This is a genomic window from Bifidobacterium sp. LH_389 (assembly GCF_056357235.1).
In genome coordinates, this window is record NZ_JBKEVR010000003.1 from 313,387 (window position 1) to 329,254 (window position 15,868).

Annotated in this window: 14 protein-coding genes; 11 read left to right on the forward strand and 3 right to left on the reverse strand. The window is 66.7% G+C overall.

Annotated features, from left to right (window positions below; all coding sequences use genetic code 11):
- Window positions 1–1,050, reverse strand: a complete 1,050-nt coding sequence (locus tag AC1AZA_RS05470) for an NUDIX hydrolase (RefSeq protein WP_476513725.1) — start codon at window positions 1,048–1,050, stop codon at window positions 1–3.
- A gap of 208 nt (window positions 1,051–1,258) precedes the next feature.
- Window positions 1,259–3,496 carry an RNA degradosome polyphosphate kinase gene (locus AC1AZA_RS05475; protein ID WP_476513726.1) on the reverse strand — a complete coding sequence of 746 codons (2,238 nt, stop codon included), beginning with the start codon at window positions 3,494–3,496 and terminating at the stop codon, window positions 1,259–1,261.
- A gap of 952 nt (window positions 3,497–4,448) precedes the next feature.
- On the opposite strand from AC1AZA_RS05475, the gene AC1AZA_RS05480 reads away from it, so the two are divergent.
- The 4 genes from AC1AZA_RS05480 to AC1AZA_RS05495 are packed head-to-tail and all read left to right on the forward strand — an operon-like array spanning window position 4,449 to window position 7,673.
- Window positions 4,449–5,351 carry a CpaE-like family protein gene (locus AC1AZA_RS05480; RefSeq protein ID WP_476513727.1) on the forward strand — a complete coding sequence of 301 codons (903 nt, stop codon included), beginning with the start codon at window positions 4,449–4,451 and terminating at the stop codon, window positions 5,349–5,351.
- Window positions 5,338–6,429 (forward strand): CpaF family protein, encoded by a 1,092-nt coding sequence (locus AC1AZA_RS05485; protein ID WP_476513728.1) that lies wholly within the window; start codon window positions 5,338–5,340, stop codon window positions 6,427–6,429. Before AC1AZA_RS05480 ends, AC1AZA_RS05485 begins: the two co-directional genes overlap by 14 nt.
- Window positions 6,430–6,435: 6 nt before the next feature.
- The gene (locus AC1AZA_RS05490; protein ID WP_476513729.1) at window positions 6,436–7,095 is read left to right on the forward strand and encodes a type II secretion system F family protein; all 660 of its coding nucleotides are present in this window, start codon (window positions 6,436–6,438) and stop codon (window positions 7,093–7,095) included.
- Entirely contained in the window at window positions 7,092–7,673 is a 582-nt protein-coding gene (locus tag AC1AZA_RS05495) for a hypothetical protein (RefSeq protein WP_476513730.1), read from the forward strand. Before AC1AZA_RS05490 ends, AC1AZA_RS05495 begins: the two co-directional genes overlap by 4 nt.
- Before the next feature lie 15 nt (window positions 7,674–7,688).
- Here AC1AZA_RS05495 and AC1AZA_RS05500 read toward each other — a convergent pair whose 3' ends face one another.
- Entirely contained in the window at window positions 7,689–8,255 is a 567-nt protein-coding gene (locus AC1AZA_RS05500; protein WP_476513731.1) for a LuxR C-terminal-related transcriptional regulator, read from the reverse strand.
- A gap of 363 nt (window positions 8,256–8,618) precedes the next feature.
- Between AC1AZA_RS05500 and AC1AZA_RS05505 the strand changes: the two genes are divergently transcribed.
- From AC1AZA_RS05505 to recR, 7 genes are all read left to right on the forward strand, one after another.
- Window positions 8,619–9,332 carry a hypothetical protein gene (locus AC1AZA_RS05505; RefSeq protein WP_476513732.1) on the forward strand — a complete coding sequence of 238 codons (714 nt, stop codon included), beginning with the start codon at window positions 8,619–8,621 and terminating at the stop codon, window positions 9,330–9,332.
- 184 nt (window positions 9,333–9,516) lie between these two features.
- On the forward strand, window positions 9,517–9,783 hold the full coding sequence (locus tag AC1AZA_RS05510) for a DUF4244 domain-containing protein (protein WP_476513767.1): 267 nt from the start codon (window positions 9,517–9,519) through the stop codon (window positions 9,781–9,783).
- A complete protein-coding gene (locus AC1AZA_RS05515; protein WP_476513733.1) occupies window positions 9,783–10,136 on the forward strand; it encodes a TadE family type IV pilus minor pilin in 354 nt (117 codons plus the stop codon). Before AC1AZA_RS05510 ends, AC1AZA_RS05515 begins: the two co-directional genes overlap by 1 nt.
- A 57-nt stretch (window positions 10,137–10,193) precedes the next feature.
- Complete coding sequence (locus tag AC1AZA_RS05520; RefSeq protein ID WP_476513734.1) at window positions 10,194–10,553, forward strand: Rv3654c family TadE-like protein; 360 nt, start codon at window positions 10,194–10,196, stop codon at window positions 10,551–10,553.
- 51 nt (window positions 10,554–10,604) lie between these two features.
- On the forward strand, window positions 10,605–11,738 hold the full coding sequence (locus AC1AZA_RS05525) for a diacylglycerol/lipid kinase family protein (RefSeq protein ID WP_476513735.1): 1,134 nt from the start codon (window positions 10,605–10,607) through the stop codon (window positions 11,736–11,738).
- Between the two features lie 137 nt (window positions 11,739–11,875).
- Window positions 11,876–14,881 (forward strand): DNA polymerase III subunit gamma/tau, encoded by a 3,006-nt coding sequence (gene dnaX, locus AC1AZA_RS05530; protein ID WP_476513736.1) that lies wholly within the window; start codon window positions 11,876–11,878, stop codon window positions 14,879–14,881.
- Window positions 14,882–14,958: 77 nt separating this feature from the next.
- Window positions 14,959–15,561, forward strand: coding sequence for a recombination mediator RecR (gene recR, locus AC1AZA_RS05535; protein WP_476513737.1), 603 nt, complete (start codon window positions 14,959–14,961; stop codon window positions 15,559–15,561).
- Window positions 15,562–15,868 lie beyond the last annotated feature (307 nt).

Sequence of the window (15,868 nt, forward strand, 5' to 3'; positions counted from 1 at the left end):
CTAATAGACAATCGGCGCCACTTTCTGAATGTCGATGATGAGCGGCCCGTCCGGCCCGTTGACGACGCTGAACATGATCGCGGTGCCGGTGGGCATGTAGGGCGTCGAGGGGATGAGCCGTTTGGCCAAGGCTTTCGTGGCACACATTGTACGCAGATGGGTGAAAATGCCGCCGATCACCGGACGGTGCATGCAGATCGCCGTGTTGCGTTGCGTGTTGAGCGTGGTGACGATCTGCTCACGGAAGCAGTCCCATGCGGCGTCCGCGTCCGCGGCGAAGGCATCCTCGGTGAGCGGATCCGCGGTTTCCAGCGGCATGCCGGTCTGCCAGGAGAGGATCTTCAGCGTCTCCCGGCAGCGCCGCCACGGGGAGGTGACCAGTCGCATGGGATCGTAGCAGGCGAGTTCGCGGCCCAATGCGTAGGCTGCCGCCGCGCCGCGCGGGGTGATCGGGCGTTCCGCGTCGGTGCCGGTCCACGTCTTGCGCGCCTCCGCCTTGGCATGGCGTACCAGCAGCACGGTCTGCGCGGCGGTGGCGCCTTCCTGAACGCGGTCGGTGAACAGGTCGAGGATTTCCCTGTCGAGCGGATGGGACAGCACATGGCGGGCGCGGTTCACAGGCAGCCACACTACGTTGTCGATCTCCTCGCGGTCGGCCAGCTGAATGGGGCCGAACGCGGTGCGCAGCCGCTGCTTGGACGCCTCTTCGAGCGGACGGGCCATCCAGTAGCGCACGTGCTTGGTATCCACGCCCTTGGCCTTGCCGCGCTTGGTGTCGCGGCCTTCGTCGAGCAGCGGATATTCGATGTCCCCCAGATAGGTGCCCAGAGCGACGTTCAGACCGGTTTCCTCGCCGATCTCGCGCACCGCGGCATGCCGGGCGGTTTCGTTCGGGTTGAGCCTGCCCTTGGGCCAGGTCCAGTCGTTGTAGCGCGGACGATGCACCACGCAGGTTTCGATCGCGTCCAGTGCCTGGGACGGATCGTCGCGCGGATGATTGTTGCGCCACCGGTAGAGTATGCCCCCCGCAGCCTCCACGACCATGACCATTGCCGAATCCCCCTTCCATCCGATACGTATCCGTGCTTCAGACAACGTTGTTTGCTGATGTTGTCTGCAAGTACGCGAAAGGCCGATGCCTCACGAAGAGGTATCGGCCTTAGGCTGATAACACCGATTGTACTCGCTGCGCACGGTGAAGCGCGCATTGCCGCCCGGCTGGCGAGCCGAGCGTTTGCTCTCGGCGGTGGTCTACAGCTCAGTGGCTGTTGCGAGGACCGCGCATGTGCTTGCGGATCAGGTACTCCTGCGAGTCAACCAGCGGGTGACCTTCATCATCCACGGAGTGACGCACGTAGGTGCCGTCCGGCTGCATGTGCCACGAGCTCGTGGTGTCCGCCATCTGCAGGTCCACGTACTTGATGAGCTCGTCCACCTGCTCCGGAGCGCTGACGCGGACCAGCGCCTCGACGCGACGGTCGAGGTTGCGGTGCATGAGGTCGGCGGAGCCGATCCACACCTCGGGGCCGGAGACCGGGCCTTCGCCGATCTGCGGGCCGTTGGAGTTGCAGAACGCGTAGATGCGGGAGTGCTCCAGGAAGCGGCCGAGGATGGAACGCACGCGGATGTTCTCGGACAGGCCGGGAACGCCGGGCTTGAGGGCGCAGATGCCGCGCTCCACCACGTCGATCTTCACGCCGGCCTGGCTGGCGCGGTACAGGGCGTCGATCGTCTTCTCGTCCACCAGGGAGTTGACCTTGATCTTGATCCACGCCTCCTTGCCGGCCTTCGCGGCTTCCTCCTCGCGGCGGATGCGGGCGATCAGACCGGTACGGATGGTGCGCGGGGCCACCAGCAGACGGTGGAAGCTCGACTTGGGAGCGTAGCCGGACAGCTGGTTGAACAGGCGGGTCAGATCCTGACCGACCACCGGGTCGCAGGTGAGCAGGCCAAGATCGGTGTAGATGCGGGCGGTCTTCGGGTTGTAGTTGCCGGTGCCCACGTGGCAGTAGCGGCGCAGGCCGTCGGCCTCCTGACGCACCACCTCGATGAGCTTGCAGTGGGTCTTGAGACCCACGATGCCGTACACCACGTGCACGCCGGCGCGTTCGAGCTTGCGGGCCCACGCGATGTTGGCGTCCTCGTCGAAGCGGGCCTTGATCTCCACCAGGGCCAGTACCTGCTTGCCGGCGTGGGCGGCGTCGATGAGTGCGTCCACGATCGGCGAGTTGGAGCTCGTGCGGTACAGGGTCTGCTTGATGGCGAGCACGTTCGGATCGGCCGCGGCTTGGGCGAGGAACGCCTGCACGGACGTGGAGAACGAGTCGTAGGGGTGGTGCAGCAGGATGTCGCGCTCGCGGATGGCGGCGAAGATGTCCTGCGCACGGCTCGATTCGACCTCGGCGATCTGACGGTTCGTGGTCGGGATGAACGGGCGGTACTTGAGGTCCGGACGGTCGATGCCGCCGAGCTCGAAGAGCACGGTGAAGTCGAGCGGCGCGGGCAGGCGGTACACCTCGTCCGTGGTGACACCGAGCTGGTCGGCGAGCAGCTGGGAGAGGAACGGGCTCGTGTTGTCCGAGATCTCCAGACGGATCGGCGGTCCGAAGCGGCGGCGCAGCAGTTCCTTCTCCATGGCGTTGAGCAGATTCTCGGCGTCGTCCTCCTCCACGTCGATGTCCTCGTTGCGGGTGACGCGGAAGGAGCGGGCCTCCTTGATGATCATGCCCGGGAACAGCGACTCGAGGTGCGCGATGATGAGGTTCTCCATGGTGATGAAGCCATAGCGTTCCTCGCGGCTCTCCTCGTCGGTCAGGTCGTCCACCGGAACCAGACGGTTGAGGTTGCCGGGGATCTTGACGCGGGCGAAGTGGGACTTGCCGGACGACGGGTTCTCCACGATCACGGCGAGGTTCAGCGAGTTGCCGGAGATGTACGGGAACGGGTGGGCCGGGTCCACGGCGAGCGGGGTGAGGACCGGGAAGACCTGCTGGCGGTAGTAGCGCGACAGGCGCTCCTGCTCCGGGCCGGTGAGCTTGTCCCAGCTCAGGAGGACGACGTTCTCCTTGGCGAGGTCGGGCAGGATGTGGTTGATCACGTAGTTGGCGTGCTCGTTCTGCAGGCGGTGGGCCTGCTCGCTGATCGCGCGCAGCTCCTGACGCGGGCTTAGGCCGGCCGCGGACGGCACGGCGATGCCGGTGTCGATGCGGCGCTTCAGCCCGGCCACGCGGACCATGAAGAACTCATCGAGGTTGGAGGCGAAGATCGCGGCGAAGCTCGCGCGTTCCAGCGTGGGCAGGGTCTCGTCCTCGGCGAGCTCCAGCACGCGCTTGTTGAACAGCAGCCAGCTCAGCTCGCGGTCGAAGAAGCGGTTGTCCGGCAACGGCTGTTCGTCGGCTCGGGCCTCGCGCTTATCGGTTTTGTCGGTCTCGGCGATATGCTCCGCGATCTGGGATCGCAGAATCGCCTTGGAGGGTGCATCGAATATTTGGGCCATACATCTTACTTTAGAGGCTTAGGAGGGGGACACGGCAATCGGGCGGCAGAATTCAACCGCAGTTCACCTACGTTTGTGCGAGTGCGGCCGGGAGGCTGCGTGCGTATGCGGCCGGGGACGCGTGCGCGCGAGGAAGCGTGCGACCGTGTGCGCGGTCGCGCCCGCGTTCGCACGATCGGTCCAACCTGTGCCCCTGAATTCGCAGCTTGGACCGATCGAGCGATTTTCGGCCCCGAAAACGGCCGTTTTTTCGCATGATCGGTCCAAGCTGCGTTTTGGAGCGTGCAGGTTGGGCCGAATGGACGAAACGTGCTGGCTTCCGGCTGCATGCGGTATGCGCCGTATGCCGTATATGCGCTGCATGCGTGCGTGCGGGCACCGCGCGGAACAAAAAAGGAGGGCTTCCGGATAGGGAAGCCCTCCCTGCAAGAACACTTTTCACGGGCAGAATCTCTGCACAACATCCTCGTTGCAACGGTAAGTCTATCCAATACCCGCTCAACGGAACAGTCCTCGTGACCATAACCTTTGTGGGTCTGCGCTGTGAAGTTGTCCTTGTAGTTGGTACATTATTCGCCTCCCCGGGGCGATGCAAGTCGACTGCGGAAGACTCGGCGCAATGTGCGAATGCTGTGCGATTGTGCGGTTTCTGCGCGTATCGGTGGTGCATTGCGTGCGAGTGCATCGTTTGACTTATGTGGCCATGTGCAGTCATGTGCCGTTCTGCGCTTCCGCGCCGCGAACGGACGCCTGTAAGCGGCGTGTCGTGAAGGTCTCCTGTGCATTCGCACAGCATCTGCCGCACCGGCTCCCGTCACGTTCGTGCACCGGGCGGGATTGTGCGCGAACGTGCCCGTCAACACGCCGCGCAATGCCGAATCGGGGGGGTACATTCGTGCACAGGAGGCCGTCCGGCTTGCGCATCGCCGCCCCGAAGGCGTTCGATCGGACCATGACCATGACATTGACCTCACCGCCGCGCATGACGGCGCAACCGCAATCCGCGACGGGCGATCCGACGCCCAAGCCGCCGCCCAGATACTACATGGAAGGGCCTGCGCCCTCCTCGCGTCCGAGCCGCCACACGGTGCCGCAGAACGATGCCCCGTCCGTCGGCAACGCCATCGCATGCGTCTGCGCCAGCGGGGGAGCCGGACTGAGCGTCTGCGCCGCCATGCTCGCCCTGACGTTGGCAGGACGAGGCATCACCTGTTCGCTGGTGGATGCCGACTGCGCCTCCGGAGGATTGGACGTGCTGCTGGGACTGGAACGCGAGCCGGGCATGCGCATGAGTGACGTCGAAGCGCCGCTGGGCCGTCTTGACGGTGAGGCACTGAGCCGAGAACTGCCGCAGTGGGAAGGCGTACGCGTGCTCGGTGCCGACCCGTGGCGCGACGGGGCCGCCCAATGGTGGAACGTGCAGGCCGCCGTCACCGCGCTGGCGCAGGTGCATGGTGCGGTGGTGGTCGATTGCGGGGACGGTGCGCCCATGGAGAACATCCCCGCGCTGCGCAGGGCTCCCACGCTCATGGTCGTGGAGCTCTCGGTACCGGGATTGGCCCGCGCCCGCGCGCTTCGAGCACGACTGGAACGGATGCGCGGCGAACGGTCGGGCGAACAATGGCTGCTGGGCGTCTACCCACGCGGCGTGCCCCGGCGCAAGGCGGGCGTGGATGCCGAACAAGCCGAATCGTACCTCGGCTGCCCGCTCGCAGGCGAGATCGAACCCAGACCCACGTTGGCCGCCGAGCTGCTGGAAGGACTCGGAATCCGCGAGGTGCCGCGCGCCTACAGGCGGGTCTACGACGCTCTGGCCGGTCAAGTCGAGACGGTGATAGGCCATGGAACGGCATGAGGGCGACCGGCTGCACTTCGGGCCGCTCTCCGCGCTCGCCGACGACCCACGCGTCACCGACGTGGCCATCACCTGCGACGGCACCGTATGGGCGGACCGCGGCGACGGCATGCTTGAGCAACCCATCGCCCTGCCGTTGCAGGATCCCCGGACGATGCGCGAATACGCCGCCCAACTATGCTCGCAGCTGGGCCGCCGTCTGGATGACGCCTGTCCCATCGCGGACGCCTCCAGCGCGGACGGCATTCGCGTGCATGCGGTCATAGCCCCGCTGGTGCCGCAGGGCGCCGCCATCTCCATCCGCTTTCCCGATCGCGTCGGCGCGGACCTGAACCGGTTGTGTGCGCAGGGCATGATGCCTCCGGCCTGGCTGACGGTCCTGCGGCGACTGGTGGCGGTGCGGGCCAGCATGCTCATCACCGGAGGCACGGGCACCGGCAAGACCACGCTGCTCAAGGCGTTGCTGGCCGAATGTGCGCAGAGCGAGCGCATTGTCACCGTCGAGGAAGTGCGCGAACTCGGGGACTTCGGGCACCGCAACCACGTCTCGCTCGTCACGCGCGAAGCTAACGTGGAGGGCGCGGGAGCGATCGGTCTGCCGCAGCTCGTCAAGGCCACGCTGCGCATGCGGCCCGACCGCGTGGTGCTGGGCGAGTGCCGCGGCGAGGAGATCGCCGACCTGCTGCGCGCGTTCAACTCCGGCCACCACGGCGGCATGGCCACGCTCCATGCGGACAGCGTGGCCCGCGTACCGGCCCGTCTGGCTGCGCTGGGCATGCTCGCCGGCATGGAACCGGCCGCGCTGGCGTTGTTCGCGGAAGGCGCGTTCGATGTGGTACTCCATGCGGAACGCACCAGGCGGGGGCGCAGGATCGCCTGCATCGGCACGCTGGCCGCGGGCAGTTCCGGAGGGTTGCGCGGCTGCGCGCTGGCGTACTGGGACGGCGCGCGTGCCCCCGAATACCGGAGCGGATGGTCCCGTTTTGCCAACCGTTGGGGGCTGGGCGTGCCCGGGGCGATGGGCGTGCCGCCGGCTCCGAGCGGGCTGCCGGATCCGCCCGTACCGTTGACGAGGTGAACGGCCATGCCTGCGCTCACTGCCCTGTTCGTGGTGCTGGCGATCATGCTGTGGCCGGTCGGCCGCGATCGCGCCGGGCGTCGCCTGTCGTCGCTGATGCATCGAGACGGAAGGCAAGCCACGGCCATCGGCATATCCCAGACGATTGCCGCCATGGTAGCCGCCCTGCGCAACGGAGCCACGATGGTACAGGCCTTCGAGGAGCAGGCCGGTCGACGTTTCGCAACCTCACGGGTGAGCGAGGCGCGGGCCGTCGAGGCGCTGGCCCGCCGTGCGGACGAACACGAAGACGAGGCATGCGTGCGCACGGTGGGTCGGCAGCTCACTGCGGCATGTGCGCTGAGCGAGCGGCTGGGCTGCGAGGCGTCGCGTTGCATGGAGGCCGTGGGCACCTCGTATCGCAGGGTGCGCCTTGCCGATGATCGCCGCAGGGAGGCGAAGGCCGGCCCTCAGGCGACGGTCCGGCTGCTTACCGGTCTGCCGGTGTTCACCGTGCTGCTGGGTGAGGCCATGGGCGCGCATCCCGTGCCGTGGCTGTTCGGCTCGCCGGCCGGGTGGCTGTGCCTGACGCTCGGGCTGGCCTTGTACGCGGCAGGCCTGGGCTGGATGCGCCGATTGCTGGAGAACATGGATATGCCTCAGACGAAGGACGGGGGAACGACATGACGACGGCATTGTTGGCGGGCATGGCGAGCGCCGCATGCGCTGGCTGTACGGTATGGCTGCGGATGCGACGGCCCGACCGGCTGGTGTGCGCCGGAGGCGGCGCCGGGACTGCCGGGCGAATCGAGCGAGCCGAGTTTCCGTCCGCCGCGCTGCTGCTGGAGATGCTGGCCGTGGCCATCCGTCAGGGCGCGTCGATTCCCCGTGCGCTGGAAGCCGTGGGCGGCGCGTGGGGAGGGGACTGCGGTGCGTTGCTGGAACACGTGGCAGCGGTGCTGCATCGCGCAACGGGATGGCGCAGCGCATGGGCCGTGGCTCGCGCGGATCCTCGCTTCGGTGAACTGATGGCGGTGCTGGAGGACACGCTGGAGCCCGCCTACCGGCACGGCAGTTCGCCATTGCCGCGCATCGAGGCCGCCGTGGAGCAGCAGGACCGCGAGGGCCGCAGGAGCATCGAGGAGGCCGCGGCTCAGCTCGGCGTGCGCATGCTGGTGCCCACCGGCCTGTGCTTTCTGCCGTCGTTCCTGCTCCTTGGCGTGGTGCCCGCCATCGCTTCCTTCGGTGTGGGGCTGTTCGGTTGATTTCGGCTGATGCGCCTAGCCTCCCTGAAGCCATGTCAGCACGGCCTGCACGTTGGTTCGGGCATGCAGTTTGATGCGAATATCCTGCAGATGCCGGCGCAATGTGGCGGAACCGATGCCGAGCGAAGCGCAGACGGCCTCGTTCGAGGCGCCGTCCGCCATAAACCCCATGATTTCCATTTCCCTGACGGTGAAGCGGTTGCCCGCAGTGCCCAGACGTTCCATGATTCGCCGATGCGCCTCCTCGGCAGTAGGAAAGCCGGGCATGGTGCCGCTGGCAGCCACGGTTTTCAGGGCGTTTGCGATCGCGGCGTCGTCATCCTTGCCGATGAGTCCCTGTGCGCCGGCTCGCGCCGCCATGCTGCGTGAGTCTGCCATGGGGAAGGTTTGCATGATCAGCAGTTTGATGCTTGCCGACCGTCTGCGGATCAGCAGGCATGCGTCGCTGCATTGCAAACCGTAGAGCAGCAGGTCGATCAGTACCAGATCTGGTTTGATGCGGTCTGCGATGCAGTGCTTCACTGCCTCGCGTCCGTCGCGTTCCGTCCACAGGATATGCGCCTCGGGAACCAGATCGAGCATGATCTCGCGCAGGGAACGCATGGACAGGGCGTCCGCATTGACGATGCCCATGGTGAATCTCGCGGTGGTCTGCCGCCTCCTTGCGTGCATTGGTGTGCGGGTAGTAGTCGTTGCCATGGCATCCCTGTTCCCCCGATTGTTCTGCCGTGTTCAGCATCCAGCATAGTCAGTGGTCTGCGCGACGGCAGGCATTGTGCAGATTCTGTAACGGGAAAGGGGTGGATGGGGGATTTCTGAACGGAGCGTGCATGCCGGTTCCGGCGGCCGTGATCTGCATGCCTACGATGGGGCCATCGGGATTACCAGCCGTCAACGAGGATCGCGCGAACCCCGATTTCGTCGACCGTATCGGAAGGATGCACCATGCAACCATCACGAATTGCCGTGTTCGGCGCGGTTACTGTGTTGCTGCTGGCTCTGGCGGGTTGCGCCGGCGGTTCGTCCGTCGGGGCAACCGGCGGCCAGACCTCTGCGCCCTCCGCGTCGGAGCAGGGGATCATTACCCGCAATCCTTCGGAAAAGTTCGCTTCCTCGCAGCGGGAGTGGACTGCGATGAATCTGCAATATGCCAAAAACGACGTCAATGCGTCCGACAGTCAGATCGCCATTCTTGAAAGATCCGTTCAGGCCGGCGGCATTGCCGTGTCGGACTACGAAAAGGCGTGGGCAAACTACAAGCGGTGCGTGACGGACAAAGGCCAGCCGGAGCCGGAACTCAATCGCTATGCCAATGGTCTGTATGCGCAACGAGGGTTGCGGGGAAGTCCGGAGAAGGCCGGTGCGTTCTACTCCGCTTCCATCCAATGCCATACGGCGGAAGTGCTGTACGTTACGATGGCCTACAATTCGCAGGTCGACAATCCGAACCTGTACCAGGACCCGCACATGCAGATGGCTGACTGTCTGCGCAGGGCCGAGATTGTGCCGAAATCCTATGCCGCCGACGATTATTCGCGGGAACTGAGAACCGGCGAGTACTCGTACGATGAGCTTGCTCCGGAAGCACGCGCCTGCGAGGTGGCGAGCAATATCGCGGTCGGCCACCAGAACGACGCGTATCAGGACGTCGGCTGGTGACCGCCGGCGGTGCGGCTGACCGCGACACGCCCGGAAACCGAGACCGGGGGGCACGTTCGACCACATCACCTCGAAACCATTAAGTTCAGCGGGTGAATCAGTCATGGTGGCGGGTGAATCCGGTCATCCGATCGGAATCATTCCCGGCAAGGCCCAGAAAGGAACGATCATGTCCCCGTCAACCATGACACCCACCACCACCCTCGAATCCCTGCAACCCGCCACCCCGCTGCAACGCGCGCATGCCGGTCTGCAGCGCGCCGTCTGCACGCTGGACGCGCGCCTGAAAACCGTCACCGCGGAACCGGAGAAGGGCGCGGCCACCGCCGAATACGCCGTGGTGCTCGTCGCGGCCACCGCATTCGCCGGCGTGCTGCTCGCCATCATCAAATCCGGGCCCGTCAAGACGCTGCTGACCAAGATCATCCAGACCGCGCTCAACGTGGGCTGATGATCCGCAATCGCTACGACCGCGGTTCGGCTACCGCCGAATTCGCGGTTGTGCTGCCGGCGGTGATGGCCATGGTGCTCCTGCTACTGGCATTGACCCGGGCCATCGCCGTCTCCCTTGACTGTCAGGAGGCGGCCCGCAGCGTCGCCCGGTCGATCGCGGTGACGCAAACCGCCGATGACTACGGATCCGTTGCGCACGCGATCGCCGGCGACGCCGACGTGACGGTGCGCGACCTGCCCGACCGGTGGGAGATACGTGTCAGCTGCCCGCTGCTGCCCGGCCCGCTCGGCGTGCTGCCGGCGCACGTGGAAGGGCATGCCATCGGATTCAAGCGGGCGGTGCCGGACTGATGCCGCCGTCCGAACGTATCCGTCATGCAGTGCCATGCATCAGAAAGGAGACCGACCATGCACATGCTGCGCAACCGGGCCGACCGAGGCTCGATGACCGTCGTCGGTGCCGCACTGGTCATGCTGGCGGCGGTACTGCTGTGCACGGTCGCCGTCGCCGGCCGGCTCATGCTGTGCCGGTCCCGGACGGGCACCGCAGCCGACTCCATGGCGATCGCCGCCGCCATGGCCTATAGCGAAGGTGCCACCGACCCTTGTGCCCGTGCCGACGCCGTGGCCCGGCAGCACGACGTGCGGCTCGTCTCCTGCGCGCTTGACAACGGCGACGTGACGGTGATCGCCGCCATGGACACCGGGCTGCCCGTGATGCGCGAGACGACCTACGAGTCCCGCGCCGGACCGGAGCTTTGCGAATAACGTCTGCGCGAGGCTGGCGCGCACCGCGGCCGCTGGGTTATCTTGAACGGTATGACTCAGCAGCAGTACGCAACCGTGGCGGTGATCGGCAACCCCACGTCGGACAAGGGGCGAGGCGCCAGAATCGATGCGCAGGTGGTCAGCCTGCTGCAGGCGGCGGGCGAACGTCACGGCTTCAGCGTCATCGACCTGACCGGCACCAGCTTCGACGATTCTCTGGCACGCGCTAGGGCGGAAGCGGATCGCTACGGCTATCTGGTCGTGGTGGGCGGCGACGGCATGATCGCTCTCGGCGCCAACGCGGTGGGCAACAGCGGCAAGCCGCTCGGCATCGTGGCCATCGGATCGGGCAATGACTTCGCGCGGGGGCTGCAGCTGCCCATCGACCGCGTGACCGTGGCCGTGGAAGGCATCGTCGGGGCGATCGTACGCGGATCGCACATCGACGTGGACATGGGCCACGTGATGTCGCTGCCCGGCGGACGGGCCGTGGAACCGAGTACCGGAGCGCCGATCGACGCCGTGCAACGGCCCGACGCCCCAATCGACCGCTACTACGCCGGCATGCTGTCCTGCGGGCTGGACGCCAGCATCAACGACCGCGCCAACCATTCGCGGCTACCCAACGGCACACTGCGCTACCTATCCGCGGTACTCGTGGAGCTCACCCACATGCGCAGCTACGGCTACCATGTGCGCGCCGTGCTGGAGGACGGTACCGTGGACGAGCGGGACATCGTATCCCCGCTGCTCACGGTGGCGAACTCACGGCACATCGGCGGAGGCATCCAGGTCTCCCCGTACTCGCTGTTCGAGGACGGTCTGCTCGACCTGATCTGGATGGACCATGTGCCGAACCTGCCGGAATGCGCCGAGGCGATCTCCAAGGCATACGGCGACCGGCTGCTCAGTTGCCGGTGCTTCGGCTGGAAGCGCGTGCGCAGCGTCGAGATCACGAGGGCGAACGAGGGGGAGGAGCCTCCCGTGTTCATGGCGGACGGCGAGTACATCGGCTACCTGCCGGTGAAGGTGACGGCCTGCGACCGGGCGCTGCGCGTGCTGGTGCCGCCTGCGGTGGCTGTAGGGGAATCCGTGCGCACGGCACGCGACGTGGCCGGCATGCTCCGGCGGGACGGCCGAGACGAGCGAACCGGCGCGTTCGTGGGGAGCGAACCGGCTGCGTGACCGAGACCGTCCGGTCGCCCCGGATCGGCTCCGATCGGCTCTCCCGGGGCTCCCGGGGCGGATGCGCGACGCCTATAGCCGGGTGACGGTAGGTTAGAACGGTAGGGTAGAGCTTCGGCAACGAACAGGGAGGAACCATGGCTTTGGCACTGTACCGTCGGTATAGGCCGGATACCTTTGAAGGGGTGATCGGTCAGGATCAGGTCACCGTGCCGCTCATGCGCGCCCTGGACGAGAAGAAACTCACCCACGCCTACCTGTTCTCCGGTCCGCGCGGCTGCGGCAAGACGAGCTCCGCGCGCATTCTGGCCCGGTGCGTCAACTGCGCCAAGGGCCCCACCTCGCATCCGTGCGGCGAGTGCGAAAGCTGCCGTGACCTTGCCACCGGCGGGCCCGGATCGATCGACGTGGTGGAGATCGACGCGGCCAGCCATAACGGCGTGGACGACGCCCGCGAACTGCGTGACCGCGTGGCCGCCATGCCCGCGCGCGACCGGTACAAGATCTTCATCCTCGACGAGGCCCACATGGTCACGCCGCAGGGCTTCAACGCCCTGCTCAAAACCGTGGAGGAACCGCCGGACCACGTGATGTTCATCTTCGCCACCACCGAACCGGACAAGGTGATCGGCACCATTCGCTCGCGCACTCACCACTACCCGTTCCGGCTGGTGCCGCCCGAGGTGATGGGGCCGTACCTGGAAAGCATCTGCGCCAAGGAAGGCATCAAGCCGGAGCCGGGCGTGCTCAGACTCACCATGCGTGCCGGCGGCGGGTCCGTGCGAGACACGCTGTCCGTGCTGGATCAGCTGATGGTCGGATCGGTCGACGGCGTGATCAGTCAAGACAGCGCCGTGGCGTTGCTCGGCTTCACGCCGGGCGCGCTCATCGGCGAGGCCATCGATGCGGTGACGGACCATGACGGTGAAGCGCTCTACGGCGTGGTGCAGAAAGTGGTGGTCGGCGGATTCGACCCGCGGCGGTTCGTGGAGGACCTGCTCTCCCGCGTGCGCGACCTGCTCGTGCTCACGCTCGGGGGAGCCAAGGCGGAATCGGTCCTCAGCGACGATGCGGCCGCCGAGGACATGGGCGAGCTCAAACGGCAGTCTCAGGCGCTGGGATTGCAGCGGCTGACCGCCATGGCGGAAACCATCAACACCGCGCTGGGATCGATGTCCGGGGCGACATCGCCGCGCATGCGCCTCGAGCTGCTAGCCGCACGGCTGCTCGCAGGGCCCGTGACTGCGGCAGCCGTTGCTGGAGCTTCCGCCGAGGCCGGAGCCGGCGATTCCGTCGCCGGCCATGAAGCCGCGCCGGCAGCCCGCGGTGGATTCGCCGGCGCCGCGCGCAATCAGCAGCACACTGGCTTTGCTGGGGTGCTGCGTCGGCAGGAGGGACACGATTCCTTGGGGCCTGCCGAACGGCACGAACAGGCGGGCGTGGGCAACGCCGGTACCGGGTTTGCCCCCGTCGCCACGGCTCAGACGCCAGCGGGTGCGGGGACCGGATGGGGGCAGACGCCTGCCATGCCCGCCTCGGACGCGCCGGAGGCGCAGCGCGGACAGGCTCCCGGCGTTTCGGCCCCGGCTCCTCAGGTTTCGGGGCAGTCGGCGGCATCGCCTGACGTTTCGGCCGGCGTTTCGGCCGGAGAGGGGAAGGGCACGCCCGACGAACGCTGGGATGCGCTCGTGGCCGGTTTGCCCGCGGACGTGGCGGCGTACGTGTCCCGCGAGAAGGTGCCGCGCATCAAGCTCGTACAGGACGCGCGCACCGGTGCCGGACGGCTGTGGATCAAGTTCGATACGCCGTTGAGCAAGTACGCCTTCGCGATCGCCATGGCGGACGAGGACGTGGACGGCTCGCGCAAGGTGGTGGACATTCTGCGCGCGGCCACCCGCAGGACGTTCGGCGAGCGCGTGTTGCTTGCACCCGCCGAGAAGATGGCGGACGGGCAGATGGCGCCTCCCCTGAGCCAGTTGACGCCTGCCGAGCAGAGCAGCATCAAGTCGCGGATCGCTATGGCCAAGGCCGGGATCGCCGCTGCAGGCCTGGCATCGGCCATCGCCGGACCGGTCGCCGCCAAGGAGCCGAAGACCGACTCCGCGGCGGGGGACGCCGCCGCGGCCGACGCCGACGACGTACACCGAGGCGGGCGGGCCGAGCGGTCCGACCAGAGTGCTCGGTCCGGTCAGGTTGAGCAGTCCGGCGTGGCTGGGTGGGCCGGCCACATGGATACCGGTCGAACCGGGCAGACAAACGGCGGTCCGGACGATGGGGATGATCCGTGGGCCGCTTCGACCGGCACTGCGGCGGCATTCGGCACTCCGGCAATGTCTGGCGTGAGGCCACAGCACGGCAATCCTTCCGCATCCGATCTGCCGGACGACGATCCGTGGGTCACTCCGGCAGGTCAGGCCGACGCAGGGGCATCCGTGACCGAGCCGCCCCGGACGCAGGAGCATGAGGAACACCACACCAAGCATGTGGCGGTGCCGGATCTGAGCGACGACACCGATCCATGGGCCACGCCGCCAAGCTCGGCCGGCGAGTCCAGCGCGGCTGGCAAGCCAAACGAGTCCGGCGTACCCGATACGGATTCCCGGCCGCAAACCGGTGCCATCGGCGCGCAGGCTGTGCGGACGGGGAACCAAGCGCAGCAGGTACCTGTGAACGGTCCATTCCCCGCGAACGGCCCCGTCCCGCCGCTGCCGTACGAGCCGGAACCGGATGATCGCCCGATGCCTGCGTACGACGATCGGGAGGCTGCCGGCGCATACGGGAACGAGCCGTACGGCGGGGAGCCATACGGGAGCGACGCTCGGCAGCAGGATGATCCGTGGACGCGGCCTACGGCGGGACAGCCCGGAGGCATGCGGACTGGCGTGCAGCTCGGAGTGCCGGTTGCCGGCCGGTTCCATGCCGCGCAGACCGGTCCGCAGAGCGAGGTGCCGCTGCCGAATGCGGGCGTGGGCCCGGACGACGACGAGTACTCGATGAACGACGAAGTGCTCGGCCAGGGAACCGCCATGGCCATGGACGACCTCAAGAAGTTGTTCGAGGTCAAGAAGGTGGAGGAATTCGCCGCCGACGATCCGCGCAACCCCGGTAACATGCAGAAGGCCAAAGCCCATGACGACGAGTGACGCGAACCGCGCAGTCGGCTCGGCCGGCCCGCTCGCCGCGGTCGGAGGACCTCGGAACATCGAGAGAAAGGACCATCATGGCGCTCGCCTATGACGGTGCAATACAGAACCTCATCGACGCGTTCTCGCGCCTTCCGGGCATAGGGCCCAAAGGTGCGCAGCGCATCGCGTTCTACCTGCTCGGCGCCTCCGACAGCGAGGCGCAGGAGCTCGCCGATGCGATCAGCGAAGTCAAGGCGAAGGTGCGGTTCTGCGAAATCTGCGGCAACGTGTGCGAAACCAGCCCATGCCCGGTGTGCGAGGATCCGCGGCGGGACCATACCGTGATCTGCGTGGTTGAGGAGCCCAAGGACGTGATGAGCATCGAGCGCACGCGCGAATTCCGCGGCATGTACCACGTCCTCGGCGGCGCCATCAACCCCATGGCCAACGTGGGGCCGAGCGATCTGCGCATCCCGCAGCTGCTCGAACGGCTCAAGGACGGCACGGTCACCGAGATCATTCTGGCGCTCGACCCGAACATCGAAGGCGAGGCGACCGCCACGTATCTGGGACGCCTGCTGGGGCCGCTGGGCGTCAAGGTCACGCGGCTCGCCAGCGGCCTGCCGGTGGGCAGTGACCTGGAATATGCCGACGAGATTACGCTGGGACGCGCGCTCGCCGGTCGACGCGAAGTGTGAGAGGAGAGGTCTGACTGCGTGCGGGATGCCCGCAAACGCCAAGGAGCCCGGCGGGTTGGGCCGGGCTCCTCGACGGAAAGGAAAAAGGAAAGAAGAAGAGAAGGGATTCAATTGTGGGGATTCTTGCGGATCCTCGCCGGTTGCCGCCGGCAAGAACCATATAACCGCACCAACATGCAAGGGACGATGACGTTTCCTGAAAGATTGCTGGGCATGCCGTCGCGCCCATCCGGTCCGCATCCTGAATGCCGGCGACGAACGGCGAGTCCGATCCCGGTATAATCAGTGCGCCTGCACCTACAGTGCA